Annotated in this window: 14 protein-coding genes; 7 read left to right on the forward strand and 7 right to left on the reverse strand. The window is 34.7% G+C overall.

What is annotated here, in order from left to right; all coding sequences use genetic code 11:
- Positions 1-5 precede the first annotated feature (5 nt).
- The 3 genes from AC1Q7L_RS02750 (at position 6) to AC1Q7L_RS02760 (ending at position 2,611) form a co-directional block, all read left to right on the forward strand.
- Positions 6-476 (forward strand): Lrp/AsnC family transcriptional regulator, encoded by a 471-nt coding sequence (locus AC1Q7L_RS02750; protein ID WP_492305527.1) that lies wholly within the window; start codon positions 6-8, stop codon positions 474-476.
- A gap of 436 nt (positions 477-912) precedes the next feature.
- Complete coding sequence (locus tag AC1Q7L_RS02755; RefSeq protein WP_410690571.1) at positions 913-1,257, forward strand: mannan-binding protein; 345 nt, start codon at positions 913-915, stop codon at positions 1,255-1,257.
- Between the two features lie 148 nt (positions 1,258-1,405).
- On the forward strand, positions 1,406-2,611 hold the full coding sequence (locus tag AC1Q7L_RS02760; protein WP_492305526.1) for a CynX/NimT family MFS transporter: 1,206 nt from the start codon (positions 1,406-1,408) through the stop codon (positions 2,609-2,611).
- Between the two features lie 135 nt (positions 2,612-2,746).
- On the opposite strand, the gene AC1Q7L_RS02765 is transcribed toward AC1Q7L_RS02760, so the two are convergent.
- From AC1Q7L_RS02765 to AC1Q7L_RS02795, 7 genes are all read right to left on the reverse strand, one after another.
- Positions 2,747-3,313: a sugar O-acetyltransferase gene (locus tag AC1Q7L_RS02765; protein ID WP_492305525.1), complete on the reverse strand. Its 567-nt coding sequence runs from the start codon at positions 3,311-3,313 to the stop codon at positions 2,747-2,749.
- A gap of 9 nt (positions 3,314-3,322) precedes the next feature.
- Positions 3,323-4,030, reverse strand: coding sequence for a YetF domain-containing protein (locus AC1Q7L_RS02770; protein ID WP_492305524.1), 708 nt, complete (start codon positions 4,028-4,030; stop codon positions 3,323-3,325).
- A 212-nt stretch (positions 4,031-4,242) separates the two neighbouring features.
- Positions 4,243-5,535 carry an adenosylmethionine--8-amino-7-oxononanoate transaminase gene (bioA, locus tag AC1Q7L_RS02775; protein WP_492305523.1) on the reverse strand — a complete coding sequence of 431 codons (1,293 nt, stop codon included), beginning with the start codon at positions 5,533-5,535 and terminating at the stop codon, positions 4,243-4,245.
- A 25-nt stretch (positions 5,536-5,560) separates the two neighbouring features.
- A complete protein-coding gene (gene bioB / locus AC1Q7L_RS02780; RefSeq protein ID WP_492305522.1) occupies positions 5,561-6,577 on the reverse strand; it encodes a biotin synthase BioB in 1,017 nt (338 codons plus the stop codon).
- Positions 6,577-7,188: a dethiobiotin synthase gene (bioD, locus tag AC1Q7L_RS02785; RefSeq protein WP_492305521.1), complete on the reverse strand. Its 612-nt coding sequence runs from the start codon at positions 7,186-7,188 to the stop codon at positions 6,577-6,579. The genes bioB and bioD overlap by 1 nt, the downstream gene beginning before the upstream one ends.
- Positions 7,185-8,294, reverse strand: coding sequence for an aminotransferase class I/II-fold pyridoxal phosphate-dependent enzyme (locus AC1Q7L_RS02790; RefSeq protein WP_492305520.1), 1,110 nt, complete (start codon positions 8,292-8,294; stop codon positions 7,185-7,187). Before AC1Q7L_RS02790 ends, bioD begins: the two co-directional genes overlap by 4 nt.
- On the reverse strand, positions 8,287-8,910 hold the full coding sequence (locus tag AC1Q7L_RS02795) for a hypothetical protein (RefSeq protein ID WP_492305519.1): 624 nt from the start codon (positions 8,908-8,910) through the stop codon (positions 8,287-8,289). Before AC1Q7L_RS02795 ends, AC1Q7L_RS02790 begins: the two co-directional genes overlap by 8 nt.
- Positions 8,911-8,977: 67 nt before the next feature.
- Here AC1Q7L_RS02795 and pdxR point away from each other — a divergent pair, with 67 nt between their 5' ends.
- The 4 genes from pdxR (at position 8,978) to AC1Q7L_RS02815 (ending at position 16,970) form a co-directional block, all read left to right on the forward strand.
- On the forward strand, positions 8,978-10,465 hold the full coding sequence (gene pdxR / locus AC1Q7L_RS02800; RefSeq protein WP_492305518.1) for a MocR-like pyridoxine biosynthesis transcription factor PdxR: 1,488 nt from the start codon (positions 8,978-8,980) through the stop codon (positions 10,463-10,465).
- Positions 10,466-10,756: 291 nt separating this feature from the next.
- Complete coding sequence (locus AC1Q7L_RS02805; protein ID WP_492305517.1) at positions 10,757-12,988, forward strand: TonB-dependent receptor; 2,232 nt, start codon at positions 10,757-10,759, stop codon at positions 12,986-12,988.
- A 66-nt stretch (positions 12,989-13,054) separates the two neighbouring features.
- Positions 13,055-14,572, forward strand: coding sequence for a pyridoxal phosphate-dependent decarboxylase family protein (locus tag AC1Q7L_RS02810; protein WP_492305516.1), 1,518 nt, complete (start codon positions 13,055-13,057; stop codon positions 14,570-14,572).
- Complete coding sequence (locus AC1Q7L_RS02815) at positions 14,550-16,970, forward strand: GNAT family N-acetyltransferase (protein WP_492305515.1); 2,421 nt, start codon at positions 14,550-14,552, stop codon at positions 16,968-16,970. The genes AC1Q7L_RS02810 and AC1Q7L_RS02815 overlap by 23 nt, the downstream gene beginning before the upstream one ends.
- Positions 16,971-17,019 lie beyond the last annotated feature (49 nt).

The following is a 17,019-nucleotide window of genomic DNA, read 5'->3' on the forward strand; positions in this document are numbered from 1 at the left end:
AACAAATGGCAAGCGAAAATTATTCAGTCGACGAGAAAGACCTTTCTATACTGCGTTTATTGCAGAAGGATGCGAAATTAAGCATCAGAGATATTTCGGCAAGAATTAACCTGAGCCCAACCCCAACGCATGAACGCATCAAACGTATGGAAAAGCTAGGAATCATTAAAGAATATACTGCAATTGTTGACCGTAAAAAAGTGAATAAAGGAATGATGGTCGTTTGTATGATCGCTTTGAATGCCCATAACAAAAGTGTTGCAACAAAATTCATAGAACAGGTAAGCAAACTTAAAGAAGTGGTTGAGTTTTACAATATTAGTGGCGAGTTTGATTTTATGTTGAAAATTTTAGCACCAAATATGGACGAATTTCATGAGTTTTTTGTGAATCAGCTTTCGGAGATTGAAGGGATTGGGCAAACCAAAAGCATTTTTGTGATGAACAGTATCAAAGAAAGCGCTCAAATATTCTAATTTTTTTTAGCAATAAATAATAGTTCCAATATTAAGTGATTTATAGATTTTGGTTAATTTTAATAATTTGATTGATTGTTATTTATGAATTAAATTTTCCAATATATGTTATTTGAATTAAGAAAATAATATAAATATTTTAATCTATTTCGCTAGATAAAATAAATATTTCAATCAAGTATGTAAATTTTATATGAAACCTAATATAATTTGCTATATTTGCGGATCGAAATAATTTTTTTTCATCATTTGTGTTTTTTTAGACCTCCTTTTTGGAGGTCTTTTTTTGTTTTAAATTTAAATGTAAACTATTAGTATTTAGTACATTATGATTTGCGTATAAATACTGAAAATAAAAAATGGTGTTTTCTACGCTATATTATATCTCAATTTAGTGACAACTTTGTAATGTTAAACAACTTAAAAACATTACACCATGTCAAATTTCAAAATTAACATCATTGCCGGACCACTTTGGAGCAATGACGAAGCGCAAAAATTAGGAGGTCGTATCGCGGCGGCACATTTAGGAAAGTTTACCGGACAATGGAGCACCATTGTTGAGGGAGAAATGAGTGTTATCGAAGTTGAGCTAAACACTCAGCCAACAGGAGATAGCGAATATACATTAGACGTTCTTGCTGGTCCTCTCTGGAGCATTGAGGATGCAAAAGAAGTTTGTCCTGCAATTTGTGCGTCTTACGGAGGTACTTGGAACGGACAATGGACTACAGTCGTAGAAGGCAAAATGAGCGTTTGCGGTTGCGTGTTCAAATTCTAAAATAATTAAAACTATTATGAATCTCCAGGGTAACTTGGAGATTTTTTTTGTTTTTAAGATCTATTTTTTTTTGTCGTTTTAGATTAAAATATTGGCAAATTTAAACAAACTGACAAAGTTAATTTTGCATCAAAATAATTCTGTTATCATGACAAAGACTGAAAAAAGAAAAAATACTTCTTATATTTTATTGATAATTAATGTGTTGATAGTGATTTTAGTGTCAAGCAACTTACGATCACCTATTATTTCTGTGGCTCCGGTGTTGAGCGATGTACGGGAAGTTTTGGGTTTGGATAATTTCCAAGTGAGTATGCTGACCTCTATTCCACTGTTTATGTTTCCGACTTGTTCGGTTTTGGTAAGCCGATTTTCACATAAATTCAGTATCAGTCGGTTTTTGATGTATTCATTAATTATTTTAAGTTTTGGATTGTTTCTAAGAATTACAGGTTCTCTGTGGATGCTGTTTTTAGGGTCAATATTCATTGGTTTAGGAATTTGCATCGGAAATGTAGTAACTCCAGGATATATTAAAAATAATTTCCCAAAACAGATTGGCTTAATGACGGGAATTTTTGCAGTATCAATGAATCTTACGGCTGCCTTGGCATCAGGTTTTAGCGTGAGAATCGGAGAATGGACAGGTTTCGGATGGCGCGGTTCTCTAGGAATCTGGCTCGTGATTGCAGTGTTAGGACTTTTAGTTTTAAGTCTTGAAATCTTATTCAATAAAAAGAATGCTGATCAGGCGAAAACGGCTTTAAGTGTTTCAGATTTTAATATGTTTAAATCTTCCCAAGCCTGGAGTATCAGCGTTTTTATGGGACTGCAGTCTTTATTTTATTATTGTCTGATGACGTGGCTTCCATCGTTGTTGACGGATTTTAATATGCAGGCAGAAAGTACGGGTTGGGTTCTTTTTGTGATTCAAATTACGATGATTCCGGTTGCTTTTTGTTGTCCGATTATCGCGAGTAAAATGAAAAATCAGAGAATTTTAATCATTTTTATTTGTTCTTTAATGTTTGCAAGTACGATGATGTTTGTCTGGTTACAATCTCAATGGATCTATGTAAATGCTGTTATCATCGGGATTTCCAACGGATTGTCTTTTAGTTTATCCATTTTATTCTTTTCAACAAGAACAAAAAACAGCGCGAATGCGATCAAAATTTCAGGGATGGCTCAATCTATAGGATATTTAATTGCTGCATTTGGCCCGCCAATTTTCGGGAAACTACATGATTGGGATGTTTCCTGGAAAAGTTCTTTTTACTTTTTAAGTTGTGCTGTAATTCTGATGTTTTATTTTGGGATGAAAGCTGCGAAGAATAAGAATGTTGAGGATTAATTTGCTTTTCAATTATAATTAATACGCTCACTTTGTCATTTCGTAGAAATCTCAACAATTATACTTAAAATCTAAGTCTAGATTCCTACGGAATGACAAAATAAATGTGATATAGATCTGATTTAAATTAAAAAATTAATCATTTTCCGTGATTTCCCTTAAAACTTTACAAGGATTTCCAACAGCAATCACATTATCCGGAATGTCTTTGGTGACAACACTTCCCGCGCCAATAATAGAATTATTTCCAATAGAAACTCCCGGTAAAACGACTACATTTCCGCCAAACCAAACGTTATCGCCTACAGAAATTGGATGGGCATATTCCAGGCCTTCATTTCTTTGGGTTGCATTAATGGGATGTCCTGCGGTGTAAAAACTACAGTTCGGACCAACAAAAACATTGTCTCCAAAACTAACTTTAGCGCAATCGAGGATTACAAGATTATGATTGGCATAAAAATTTTCTCCAAGCTCAATATTATAACCGTAATCGCACCAAAATGGCTGTTCAATTAAAAACTGCTCTTTTGAATGTTTGATAATTTGTTTTATCAACTCATTTCTCTTTTCTGTATCGGAGTTTTTGGTTTGATTATATTCGTGGCACAAATCTTTGCATTTCACTCGTTCATCAATTAATTCCTGATCATAATTGGCATTATATAAAAGTCCTTGGGCACATTTTTCTTTTTCTGTCATATTCTTTATTTAGGTAACTCTTTTTTTATTGCTTGCAGGGATCCACTCATCTTTTTTACATTTTGAGCATTTTCGGGTGTCTCCCGGAGTTTTGATTTCTGTATGTCCGCAGAAAGTACAGGCATAATGATCGTCTTTTTCTATCTTTTTTAAAGGTTTTTCTAAAGAATTTGGCATGATTGGTAGGCCATATTTTATATCTTTATCTTCATAAAAGAAAACACTGATCTCTCCGGAAATTTCTTCGATCGCAGTTTCTACCTGACCTAATTGTGAAACACCTCTCAATCGTAATTCTGCAAAAAATTCATCACTTCCAAGATTTTCCTTTTTAAAATTATCAATTGCAAATTCGCCATTTTCAATCAAACAAATAGATTTTCCTTCAAGCAATTGCTCAAAACCTTTATACTTTCCGATAAAATGAGTAATGATGCTGTAGAGTAAAATAATAACAACGAAAACAATAATGGATGAAATAATTCCCACATCTTTATTAAACATAGGATCTCCGGCTGCTGATCCCAGCCCGATAATCACTACAAGTTCAAATAATGAAAGTTGTTTTACTCCCCTTTTTCCTAATATCCGTAATCCAATAATGATGGTTAAAAACATGATTGCCGTACGCAATATGATTTCTAGGATAAATGACCATTCTTCATGGCCCATTAATAATTCTTTCCAGTTAAGATTTAATAAAAATGTCGATAACATAGAAAATTATTTATAATTAAGAGTTCAAAAAATACGCCAATCAATCATAGAATTTGTTTTAAACAATATAAAAAAGTTTCGAGGAAAATGGGGAAGAGAATATTTTTATTTTATAACCTTTTAATTTCCATCAAGTTTGTCGTTGCGGAGAAATCTATACTATGCTTTAATTAGGATATGGAGATTCCTCCGGAATGACAAAGTGTGTGTGTTTATGCTTTAATTGATTCTTCTTCAATTTTAAATTTACCCAAAACCTCTAGAGTATTTTTATAAATAAAATTCAATTCATCCGAAGTAATACAGTAAGGCGGAACCAGATACATAACATTTCCTAAAGGTCGCATGATAATTCCTCTCGACAGAAATTCATCATACAACATCTTTCCTATTTCATTAAAATAGGAAGTTCCTTGATCTGTTTTAAATTCCCAAGCCAAAATTGTTCCTGTCTGACGAACATTTTCAACATTCGAATGTTGTTTTAAAATAGCTGAAAACTGAAAATGCTGTTCAGAAATCCGTTGAATATTGTTTTGCGTTTCTTCATTTAATAACAATTCCATACTCGCCAAAGCAGCCGTACACGACAATGGATTGGCGGTAAATGAATGTCCGTGAAACAAAGTTTTATATTTGTCATCCGACAAAAAAGCATTGTAAATTTCATTGGAGCAGGTTGTGATTCCCATTGGTAAAGTTCCACCTGTCAATCCTTTAGAAAAACACATAATATTAGGCTTTTCTGAAAGATGATTGGCTGCAAACAGTTTTCCTGTTCGTCCAAAACCTGTAAAAACTTCATCCTGAACCATTAAGATTTCCTGTTCTCTGCAAAACTTCATTAATTCATCCAAATGGTTGGCTTCGTACATCAACATTCCTGCAGCCCCTTGAATTAAAGGTTCGTAAATAAAACAAGCAATTTCATCCGCATGTTTTTTAATCTGATTTTTTATGCTTTCCAGATTTTCAGAATTGGGAGTATCAATAAAAATCACTTCAAAAAGCATTTCCCCGAAAGGTTTTGTCCAGACACTTCTTCCGCTCACAGACATGGCGCCAAAAGTATCTCCGTGATAGGCGTTTTTAAAGGCTAAAATTTTAGTCTTTTCTTTTCCTTTATTATAGCAAAACTGAATACACATTTTCAATGCAACTTCCACGGCAGTCGAACCATTGTCAGAATAAAAAACTTTCTGTTGATTATTCGGAAGCAATTGCAATAAATTTTCGGAAAGTTGTATTGCAGGCTCATGAGTAAAACCGGCAAAAATAACTTGTTCCAATGTATTAAGCTGCTCAGAAACACGCTGAGCAATATATGGATGCGCGTGCCCATGCAAGGTCACCCACCATGAAGAAACAGCATCAATATATTGCTTCCCTTCGTTATCATAAAGATATACTCCTTTCCCTCTAACAATGGGAATGGCGTCACTTGCCGTTTTCATTTGGGTATAAGGATGCCAGTTGACGGCCTTGTCGCGTTCTTGTAAATTCATAAATGTTGAAGTTAGAGGTTAGAAATTAGAAGTTAGCTTTCCAGGTTTCAAACTGATCCATCACTTTTTCTGTTTCTCTTTTCATAGGCTTTAATCCTAAAGTTTGAAGCATCTGCATATCTTCTGAAACTCCCGGATTGGGTGTTACCAATAAGGTTTCTCTTTCTCCTGTGAAGATCGAGTTTGCGCCTGCCATGAAACACCAACCTTGCTCAAATTCTGTCATTTCAATTCTTCCAGCACTCAAACGAACCATCGAAGAAGGCATTATGATTCTTGCAGTGGAGATCATTCTTACCATTTCCCAAGTATCCGTTTTTTCATTATTTTCAAGTGGAGTTCCTGCTACTCTTGCTAATGCATTGATTGGAACTGATTCCGGATGTTTTGGCATTGTAGCCAAGGTTAAAAGCATTGAAATTCTGTCTTTATGGCTTTCTCCAAGACCAATAATACCTCCTGAACAAACCGTAATTCCTGCTTTTCTGACGTTGTTTATGGTATTAATTCTATTATCAAAAGTTCTTGTGGAAATGATCTCTTCATAATACTGCTCTGAAGTATCAAGATTATGGTTGTAAGCGTATAAACCTGCTTCCTGCAAACGAATGGCTTGATCTTCTGTCAACATTCCCAAAGTACAACAAACTTCAAGGCCAAGATCATTAACGCCTTTTACCATATCAATTACGCGATCAAAATCACGGTTATTTCTTACTTCTCTCCAAGCCGCAGCCATGCAGAAACGGGAAGAACCATTGTCTTTTGCTTTTTGGGCATGCGCAATTACGGTCTCAGTAGGCAATAACGCCTGAACTTTAATATTGGTATGATATCGTGCAGCTTGTCCGCAATACGAACAATCTTCTGTACAACCCCCTGTTTTAATGGATAATAAGGTGGACATTTGTACTTCTTCCGGATTGTGCCATTCGCGATGAACGGTTGCTGCTTTGTAAATTAATTCAAGTAAAGGCTGATGATAAATTTCTTCTATTTGTTCTTTAGTCCAATCATTTCTAATTTCTGTTTTTCTATCCATTATCCTAAATTTGTTAATTGTTTTGTACTTTTTTCTATATTTTCTTTTGTTATATTTTCGATGTCTGAGATTCTGATAATCTCGGTTTCCGGTTGAATATTTTTACAAATGACTCTTTCTGTGTCGGGTGGAAAATTTCCGTTAAGAATCAAATATTTTAGATTAATTTTTTTTTGGTTTAAAGCCATGATCGATAATAAAGTATGATTGATGCATCCTAAATAATTCCTCACCACTAAGGCTACGGGAATATTTAATTTTTCAATTAAATCAATAATAAATTCTTTATCAGAAAGAGGAACCATTAATCCTCCGGCTCCTTCTACGATTAGATTATTTTGTGTTTCAGGAAGTTTAAATTCATTTAAATCAATTGTAATTTTTTCTTTTTTTGCAGACTGATGTGGTGAAGCTGCCAATTGTAATCGATATGTTTCAGGATGAATAACTACATTTTCACCAATCCAATCTTGAATTTTCATGCTATCTGAAAAATCCAAATCTCCAGATTGAATCGGTTTCCAATAATCTGCATTAAAATATTTCGTTAAAATGGCTGAGCAGACGGTTTTTCCTACTTCTGTTCCGATTCCGGTTACAAATAATTTCATGTAAATTTTTTAATAATTTTCGTTACTTGTATAATTTCTTCTTCTGTGTTAAAGCTATGCAGGCAAATCCTCAACCTTTCTGTTCCTTCTTTTACGGTTGGACTGAAAACAGCATAGGTTAAAAACCCTTCATTCAATAAAGTATCCTTTAAAGTTTTTAATTGCTGATTATCCGGAATTACAATTGCCTGAATCGGACTGTTTTCAAAAGACGGAGTTTTCAAATTTTGTCGACGAAAAATTTTAATATTCCCTTGAAGTTTTAGTGATAAATTTTCATTCTCTTTTAAAAATTCATAACCTGTTTTTATACTCATCCACTGAATGTCCTGAGCCGAAGTTGTATAAATGAAAGAAGATGCAAAATTGATGAGATAAGACTTCACAACATCCTCACAAAGTATTGCTGCTCCATGAGCTCCAAGTGCTTTTCCATAGGTGATAACGGTTGCTAAAACTCGATTCTGCAACTGATATTTTTCAACCAAGCCATATCCGAATACACCAAAAGCATGCGCTTCATCCACAATTAAGCTGGCTTTATATTTTTCTACAATTTGAATAATTTCCTGAATGGGAGCCACATCGCCATCCATCGAATACAAGCTTTCTATAGCAACGTAGCAGTTTCCGTGTTGCTTTTTTAAAACCTGTTCTAAATCTTCAACATCATTATGTTTAAATTTCAACCTTTTAGCATACGACATTTTGCAGGCATCATGCACAGACCGATGGATCTTCTCATCAATAATAATCGTATCATGGCGGGTTGGAAGTGTTGAAAATAAAGCCAAATTTGCATTGTAACCTGAAGAAAAAAGCAAGGCAGAAGAATAGTTGTGTTCTTCTGCGATAAAATTTTCGGTTTCAATAACGGTCGAACTGTTTCCGCTTATTAACCTTGAACCCGTACTTCCGGAAAGTAATTGAGGATTTTCTATAATTTGTTTTAATAATAAATTTTGCAATTCACTATTTCTTGCCAATCCCAGATAGTCGTTAGAATAAAAATCTATTCCTTCGGATTTTGGCTGTAAAATTCTCAAAGTTCCTTCGTCTCTTCTTTTTTCTAAAGGCTCTTGAAAATGGTGAAAATTTTTAAGCATACTTAAACTTTGTAACTTCCTGAATAATGGCGTTGATCCATTGGTCATGGAGTTCATATTCGATTTTTAAAATGTTTTCAGCGTGAGGTTTCCAATTTTCAGAAAATTCGTCGAGTTGATTAATCATTTCCTCTAAATGCCCTTCTTCTTCTAGAATTATTGATTTAACCATGATTTTAGAAGAAGTTTTTGTCAGGATATCTTGATAAACCGGATATAATTCATCGGCACGAACTTCAATTGCATAAGTCACAAAAAGATAGGCCGCATATTTCAATTCTTCTTTTGTTAAGCTGAAATTATTCTGAAGATATTTACAAGCTTTAACATCCAAAGAATGAAGATATTGTCGTGTCGCAATTGAAGCTAAAAGTTCTTTCCCATCATAGGTTTTACACAATTCAGAATCCAATTTTCCGATTTGTTTTTTAAGATAATAAGCATGACGATGCTCTTCTGCAGCATGCTTTAATTGAATTAAACTTACTTTGGTCGGATGTTCACAGGCAGAAATTTTCCTTGCTCCTGCATTTTCCATGAAAGAAAGGGTGTTCAGCCACTTGGCGTGGGTTTCGTTATCCTGCACAATTCTTTCGAGTAGATTGTAGAATTCCATAGATTTTTATTTTATGGTTCAAATGTAGTATATTGCCGGATGGTTGAATGGTGCCAGTTTTTATATTATGGATAGTCCGGTTGAAATTCCTTATAAAAGTTTTGTGAAAATTGATAGAAAGTCTGAAACTTCTATCTATATGCAAATTGCCAATCAGTTGATCAATGCGATACAGAGAGGTTATATTCCTTTTGGCACAAAACTTCCGGGCACAAGAGCTTTAAGTCAGATTTTAGAGGTACATCGAAATACAATTGTTGCTGTTTACGATGAATTATTTGCCCAAGGTTGGGTAGAAAGTCTTCCAAACAAAGGAACTTTTGTCATCGGAAAGAATCAGCAAAAACCATTAGAAATTAAAATTTTTGAGAAGAATCATCTTGAAAACTATCCAAAATTGACAGGTTTTTCATTTAAAACTTCAAATATTTTAGATAATCCTTTTGAGCATTCTACGTGTGAATATGTTTTCAATGATGGCGTTCCGGATATAAGATTAACCCAAATTGATCAACATTCTAAATTCTACAGCTCTATTCTGAAGCGAAAGTCTCAGCAGAAAATGTTGGGACATTACAACCACGATGGAAGTGAATTTTTCAAGAAAAACCTTTCTCATTATCTTAATTTATCACGAGGATTACCCATTTCTAAGAATAATCTTCTGATTACCAGAAGCACAGAAATGAGTATTTACATCGTTTCTGAAATATTATTGTCACAGGGCGATACTGTTTTAGTGGGCGCTTTAAGTTACTTTTCCGTAAATATGATCTTTCAAAAAGCGGGAGTTGATATTGTTTCAATTCCGATTGATGAAGAGGGAGTTATTGTAGAAAGTGTAAGAGAAGCCTGTCAAAAGCAAAAGATCAGAATGCTTTACATTACGCCCCATCACCACTATCCTACCACAGTCACCTTGAGTGCGAAACGAAGATTGGAACTTCTTAATTTAGCCAATGAATATGGTTTTATTATTCTTGAGGATGATTACGATTATGAATTCCATTATGATAAAAGTCCGATTCTTCCCTTGTCCAGCGCGGATACGAACGGAATGGTTATTTACATCGGTTCATTTGGAAAGTCTCTTGCTCCGGGATTTCGTACAGGGTTTATTGTTGCTCCAGAAAATTTAATGATCGAAATGCGGAAATACCTCGGAATTATCGACAGACAGGGCGATGTTTTGATGGAACGGGTTCTTGGAGAAATGATTGCGGAAGGAGAAATCAATCGGTATTTAAAAAAATCATTGAAAGTCTATCAGGAAAGACGAGATCATTTTTCTGATTTGCTGAATGAACATTTAGGCAATTCTATCAATTTTCAAAAACCATCGGGAGGCCTCGCTATCTGGGCAGAATGGAATGTTCCGATCAACTTAATGCAGCTCAGCCGTCATTGCGCTCAAAACAATCTTTTCATTCCTAAAACTTCACTTTATCAGAATAAAAACATTACCGCCATGAGATTAGGATTTGGAAATTTAAATTTTGATGAAATGGGAAAAAGCATCGAAATTTTATCTGAAAGTGTAAAATTACTGACCTAAGTATCAATTTTGGGGATTTCAATTTCTCATATAGTGAGCATTTTTATGCTGTAATTAATTCTACAATATTACATTTTCGTTAATTTAAATAATTAATATCTAAAATATTTTCTCATTTTGGGACTGCTAATTTCGCTTGTATAAAGATGTTTAATCGGTTGCATTAACCATTAATTCTAGCTTAAGTTGATATTGGTTCACCGAGTTTTGAATTATATGACAAATATCATTTTGAATTTTATTGAAAGATTCATTTATATTTATCTAATTATTTTTAATTATTCTAAATAAATGAAAAAGCAATACGCGCTTTCTATATTCTTGCTGGCAACGATAGCCACAAATACTTCTGCTCAGAGTAAGCAGGACAGTTTAAACACCTCAGACATCAACGAAATTATCTTAGTGTCTTCACGTTCGCCGAAGCAGATCAGTGATATTCCGGGAACGGTTTGGGTGATCAGTGATAAAGAGCTTCAAACCCAGATCAGGGGCGGTGCCGGACTGAAAGAAGTATTGGGAAATATGATTCCGGGATTTGATTTTGGAAATCAGGGAAGAACAAATTATGCCCAAAATATGCTTGGCAGAAACGTTCTTGTTTTGTTGAATGGTGTTTCTTTAAACAGTACGAGAGCGACCAGCCGGCAATTTGACGCCATCGATCCTTTTAACATCGAAAGAATTGAAGTGCTTTCCGGAGCTTCTGCGATCTACGGAGGCGATTCCACGGGTGGAATTATTAATATCATAACCAAGAAACCAAAGTCCAATAAATTGGCTTTTGAAACTTCAGTTGGTTTGAAATCAGGATTTCATAAAGATGATCTCGATAAAAGAATTGCACAGTCTGTTTCGGGTGGAAATGATAAAGTCCAATTCAGATTGGGAGCAGCTTTTACTCAAAATGAAGGTGCTTTTGATGCGAGTGGAAATCAAATTATTATGGATGTTAAACAGGCTGATTTTCAATACAACAGATCGATTGATATTTTAGGAGGAATTAGTGCTAAATTAAGTCCAGATCAGGATTTAAGTCTAGATTTACAGTATTACAATTCTAAAGTCAGAAATAAAAAATGGCTTTCTTTTGGACCCAATTTCGTTGGATTTACTACTAAAAATCCAGATCTAATCAATGTTTTAGATGGAGCAGACTCTGATATTGTTCCAAGAACAGAGCGTTTTATGGCCAACTTACAATATAATCATCGAAATATTTTAGGAGGTCAAAATTTAATTCTTCAAGCTTATGCAAGACGAGAAGAAGTCGATTTTGGGGCATCTTTTGCTGAAGTTCCTAAACCGCCTGCGGGAGTTACGCTTCCTGTATTTCTTTCTTCAGCAAGAGGAAATACTGATGTTTACGGAGCAAAAATCGTTTTGTCTAAAAAATGGAATTCTTTCAATTTCACTTACGGAGTCGATACCGATTTTGAAAATTTCACAGGAGATCAGGCGATATTCAATCCTCAAAAAAGCAGTGAATCAGGAGGTTTGATCAACAGAACAGATGCTTTTGTCGGAAGATATCCGGATACCAAAATATTCACTTTAGCAGGTTTCATTCAGGCAGATTGGAATATTACTAAAAAACTGACCCTTTCCGGAGGGGTAAGACAGCAATTTATCAATGTGAAATTGGATGATTTTGTTGGATTTAAAGAACAGGTTTACATGCATTTCGGATATGGAAATTCTGCAGATGTCGTGAAAGGTGGTAAAAATAACTACGATGTAACATTGCTCAACGGAAGTTTACTATACAAATTTAATCCCGCTTGGCAGACTTGGTTGAGTTTTTCTCAAGGATTTGCCGTTCCTGATGCTGCAAAATCTTATGGTTTTGGAAAATATCAATTAAACAACAATCGTTGGAACTTATTAAACAGCATCAACATTGCAGAACAGCCATTAAGCGGCATAAAAACTGACCAGATGGAATTAGGTTTCAGACATAACAGAATTTCGGAAGCCGGATTCTATGGGCAGGGATCATTTTTCTACGCCCTTTCCAATAAGACATTGAAAATTGACAACGCTGCTTTTACAATTTCTTTACTTGACCAAAAATTAAGAAACTATGGTTTTGAAGGAGCTTTAGGCTATCGTTTTGCCGAAGGGTTGGAATTAGGAGGAAATATTTTATTGATGCAATCTGAAACGGAAACCGTAGATAAAGGTTGGCAGAATCAATCAGTTTACACAACAAATCCATCAAAATTTATGGCTTTCACAGGCTGGAATGCTAAGAGATTTTCTGTAAGACTACAAATGCAGAATTCTATGAATTACACCGATTTAGCAGATATGAAAATCACGGGGTATACCCTATTCGACTTCATTGGAGATGTAAAATTAAACAAAGGAACGATCAATTTTGGCGTTCAGAATATTTTTAATAAAGAATATACCACAATTTGGGGACAGCGTTCTGTATTTTTTTACGGAGCACCTCAAAAGGCCTTTGCTTACCAAGGGCGAGGAACTACATTTTCTGTAGGGTACACGATAAATTATTAATGGTTTAATTAAAAAAGTTAGAAATACTATTTAAAAAGTAAAAAGAAACAACCAATCCAGAATTTTATGAACACACTTATTACCGAAAAATTGGTTTCGGAAAAGGAAAGTCTTTTCCCAAATCTGGAGAATTTATTTTGTGATCTCAACATTCATGAATACCAAAATGCAGTCAGTAAAGCGCAGGAAAGTGTTATTTCATTTTTGGAAGACACCAACAAACCTTTTAGCGGAATTTCTCCACGAGAACTGAGAAAACAGTTTGAAAATATCAACCTTAACGATCCTTCACAGACCTATGAAGATGTTTTTGAGGAAGTTAAAGAATTGTACACCCAGCATGCAATTGCCTTTCATCATCCTAAATATGTTGCTCACCTTAATTGCCCGATTGTTATTCCTGCGATTGCAGCAGAAATATTGATCAGTTCTATTAATTCTTCGCTTGATACCTGGGATCAAAGTGCCGGCGGAACATTAATGGAACAAAAATTAATTGAATGGACTTGCAAAGAAATCGGTTTTGATCATCTGTCAGACGGAGTTTTCACAAGCGGTGGTTCTCAAAGCAATCTGATGGGAATGTTGTTGGCGAGAGATCATTATTCTCTGAAATATTTAAACCATAACATCAAAAAAGACGGATTGTCAAAAGATGCCCATCGTTTCAGAATTTTTGTTTCGGATGCAGCGCATTTTAGTATTCAGAAAAGCGCTTCGATCTTAGGATTGGGCGAGCAGGCTGTTGTTAAAATTAAAACCGACCGTTCTTTCAGAATGAACAGCGTATTGCTGGAAGATGCTGTTAGAAAGGAAATTGAAAACGGAAATATCCCGATCGCAGTTGTTGCAACGGCAGGAACAACAGATTTTGGAAACGTTGATCCTATGATCAATATTTCAGGAATTGTGAAGAAATACAATCTTTGGTTTCATGTGGATGCGGCCTATGGATGTGCCTTGTTGTTGACAGAGAAATATCGTCATTTAATTCAGGGAATTGAAGATGCCGATTCTGTAACTGTAGATTATCACAAATCGTTCTTTCAGCCTGTAAGCAGCAGCGGATTTATCGTCAGAGATAAAAAATATTTCGGACTGATTACCCATTACGCCGATTATTTAAATCCAAAAGATCATGATGAAAATGAGATCCCAAATCAAGTTAATAAATCGATACAGACAACAAGACGTTTTGATGCCTTAAAACTTTGGTTTACCCTAAGAATTATTGGTAAAAAAGGCTTGGGAGGTTATATCGACAGAATTATACACACCGCAAAAGACGCTGCAATTCTCTTAGAAAATGATCCAAATTTTGAATTATTAAACCGCTCGGATCTGTCCGCTTTGGTCTTCCGTTATTCGGCAAATCCGTTTAAAACTTTTGATCTGAACAGAATCAATACCTACATCAAATCACAACTCTATAAAAACGGAAATGCCCTTGTAGCAGGAACCAAAGTCAATGGACAGTTTTATTTAAAATTTACCATTCTTAATCCTTTAACGACAGTTGAAGACATCAAATCAATATTAAACACCATAAAAAAACACGGAAATGAATACATTGAAGTTAACTAATCAGGAATACGCAGAACAGATTAACTATACTGCTCTCATCAATTGCTACATGAGAGAATTTACAAACTGGAGCCGTTATTTGGGAATTCCAAAATATGATGACGCCATTGCTAAACATTTACACAAAACACCAACAGATTTACATATCAGAATCGATTTTTCTTCGATTGGATGCGATGTTTACATTCCTGTAAACTATTTTTCAGAAACAGGAAGACATCTTTTTGATTTTCCTGTATTGAGAAGAGTTTTGGATACGGATGAAGTTTCAGAAGTTGATATTTACGGTTTTATGACTTTGACGGCAGAATATTCAAAAGGAATTCATTCTAATATTGATGCTTCAACGGTCTTAAAAAGATTGAATAACAGCATTGAAAATTTGACTGCTTATTTAGATCATTTGGTTGAAAATAATAAGTCGGTCAATGACTTGGAAATGTCTTTTATTGAAGCTGAGCAATCACTTGTTTTGGGGCATATTTTACATCCGGTTCCAAAATCAAAACAAGGATTTAATCGAGAAGATTTATTGAAATATTCTCCTGAAACTTCGGGACAATTTCAGTTATTCTATTTCTTAATTAACCCTGAAAATATCATTGAAAAAAATGCAGATGGAACGCCTGTTACCAAAGAATTAGGTGAAAAAATCTATCCTCTTCTAGATGCAGAACATAAAAAATTATGGGACGAATTTCCAGATTATCAAATTGTTCCGATGCATCCTTGGGAAGCTGAATATTTATTGGTTCAGGAAGATGTTCAAATCATGCAGGAGCAAGGAATTTTATTTGCATTAGGGCATTACGGAGAACACTTCACTCCTACTTCATCTGTAAGAACAGTTTACAGCGAAAACAGCAAATGGATGTATAAATTTTCACTTCATGTAAAAATTACAAACTCAGAAAGAATCAACTTATATCCTGAGCTTCACCGTGGCCACGACATCAGCCAGTTATTAAAAACAGATTGGGGAAAAAATTTACAGAAAGATTTCCCAGAGATTGATTTTATGGTGGATCCTGCCTTTATTGCTGTTAAATTCAATGATAAAGTAATCAACGGATTCAATATCAGCATCAGAAGAAATCCTTTTCAAGGTGAAAATAAGACTAAAAATGTAACCCTTTTAGCGGCTCTTTGTCAGGACGGAATTTTTGGACAGCCTTCAAGGCTTCAAAATATTATTGAAAATACAGCTAAAAACCTTGATGTACCGGTTGAACAGGTCGCTTTAGATTGGTTTAAACAATACCTTCATATTTGCGTAAGACCAATTGTCGGTATTTTGAATACCTACGGATTGGCTTGTGAATTCCATCAGCAAAACGTAATGATAGAGCTTGATAAAAAAGGTTTTCCGGGGAAAATTTATTTCAGAGACAATCAGGGATTTTTCTTTAGAGAAGGCAGAAAAGACTTGGTTTCCAATGCCCTTCCTGGAATTGCAGACGAAAGCCAGTCGATTATTGATGAAGAATCATTGGCTCCAAAATATACCTATTATTTGGTAACGAATAATATTTTAGGCGTTGTGAATGCTTTAGGATGCAGCGGATTAGTCAACGAAAGAAAACTCATTAATTTAGTTTACAAAGCTTTCAAAGAGCTTGAAAATGAAGATGAAACAGGGTTAGTGGATTACATTATCAACAAAAGAAATTGGTATACGAAAGGAAATTTAATCACAAGTCTTCAAAATATCAATGAAGCAGATGAAAATCTAGAATATCCTGCTGTTTTCTTGGATACTCCCAATCCTTTAAATAAATACTTCTTTTCAAATAAATTAATCAAGCCTGAATCTACACAAATTGTTTATTCAAGATACTTTGAAGATGACAATGTAAACATCAGCATCCGTCCTTTCGACATCGAAAATGATTTTGAAATGATCCACGAATGGTTCAACATGGAACACGCAAAACCTTTCTGGAAAATGGATGGCCCGAAAAGAGATTTGGAACTTTGGTTCAGAACGATTCTTCCAAGTGACGAACAGCACAGTTTTATTGGAGAAGTAAACGGTGTCGCACAGTTCAGTTTTGAGCCTTATTGGCCGATGAGAGATGTTGTAGGAGCTTATTATGAGTCTTTACCAACAGATTACGGAACACACTTTTTTGTTGCTGAAACACAGAAAGATAAGAAGTTTTCTTTTCAATCTTTTCAAGTCGCTTTAGATTATATTTTCATGCTTCCTGAAGTAGGAAAATGTATCGGCGAAGCGTCTGTTGATGCTGTTCCGACCGATAGAATCATTACAAAATTAGGCTACACTCGAGAAGGAATTATTGAAATGCCTCACAAAACTGCTTATCTAACTTTCTGTATCCGTGAAGGATATTGGGAAAAGTGCCCTGAGAGCAAATTAGAAGCGAAAAGTATTTAATATTAAAAAATAACCATTAAGATTTAGTTTAAGGAGTTAAGAATATTAA

Source organism: Chryseobacterium sp. GW823-FHT05E08 (assembly GCF_058795655.1).

What these genes read in the sequence shown, in the direction of transcription:
- AC1Q7L_RS02750 (WP_492305527.1), top strand. Translation starts at nt 6, where the DNA reads ATGGCAAGCGAAAATTATTCAGTCGACGAGAAAGACCTTTCTATACTG.
- AC1Q7L_RS02755 (WP_410690571.1), top strand. Translation starts at nt 913, where the DNA reads ATGTCAAATTTCAAAATTAACATCATTGCCGGACCACTTTGGAGCAAT.
- AC1Q7L_RS02760 (WP_492305526.1), top strand. Translation starts at nt 1,406, where the DNA reads ATGACAAAGACTGAAAAAAGAAAAAATACTTCTTATATTTTATTGATA.
- AC1Q7L_RS02765 (WP_492305525.1), bottom strand. Translation starts at nt 3,313, where the DNA reads ATGACAGAAAAAGAAAAATGTGCCCAAGGACTTTTATATAATGCCAAT.
- AC1Q7L_RS02770 (WP_492305524.1), bottom strand. Translation starts at nt 4,030, where the DNA reads ATGTTATCGACATTTTTATTAAATCTTAACTGGAAAGAATTATTAATG.
- bioA (WP_492305523.1), bottom strand. Translation starts at nt 5,535, where the DNA reads ATGAATTTACAAGAACGCGACAAGGCCGTCAACTGGCATCCTTATACC.
- bioB (WP_492305522.1), bottom strand. Translation starts at nt 6,577, where the DNA reads ATGGATAGAAAAACAGAAATTAGAAATGATTGGACTAAAGAACAAATA.
- bioD (WP_492305521.1), bottom strand. Translation starts at nt 7,188, where the DNA reads ATGAAATTATTTGTAACCGGAATCGGAACAGAAGTAGGAAAAACCGTC.
- AC1Q7L_RS02790 (WP_492305520.1), bottom strand. Translation starts at nt 8,294, where the DNA reads ATGCTTAAAAATTTTCACCATTTTCAAGAGCCTTTAGAAAAAAGAAGA.
- AC1Q7L_RS02795 (WP_492305519.1), bottom strand. Translation starts at nt 8,910, where the DNA reads ATGGAATTCTACAATCTACTCGAAAGAATTGTGCAGGATAACGAAACC.
- pdxR (WP_492305518.1), top strand. Translation starts at nt 8,978, where the DNA reads ATGGATAGTCCGGTTGAAATTCCTTATAAAAGTTTTGTGAAAATTGAT.
- AC1Q7L_RS02805 (WP_492305517.1), top strand. Translation starts at nt 10,757, where the DNA reads ATGAAAAAGCAATACGCGCTTTCTATATTCTTGCTGGCAACGATAGCC.
- AC1Q7L_RS02810 (WP_492305516.1), top strand. Translation starts at nt 13,055, where the DNA reads ATGAACACACTTATTACCGAAAAATTGGTTTCGGAAAAGGAAAGTCTT.
- AC1Q7L_RS02815 (WP_492305515.1), top strand. Translation starts at nt 14,550, where the DNA reads ATGAATACATTGAAGTTAACTAATCAGGAATACGCAGAACAGATTAAC.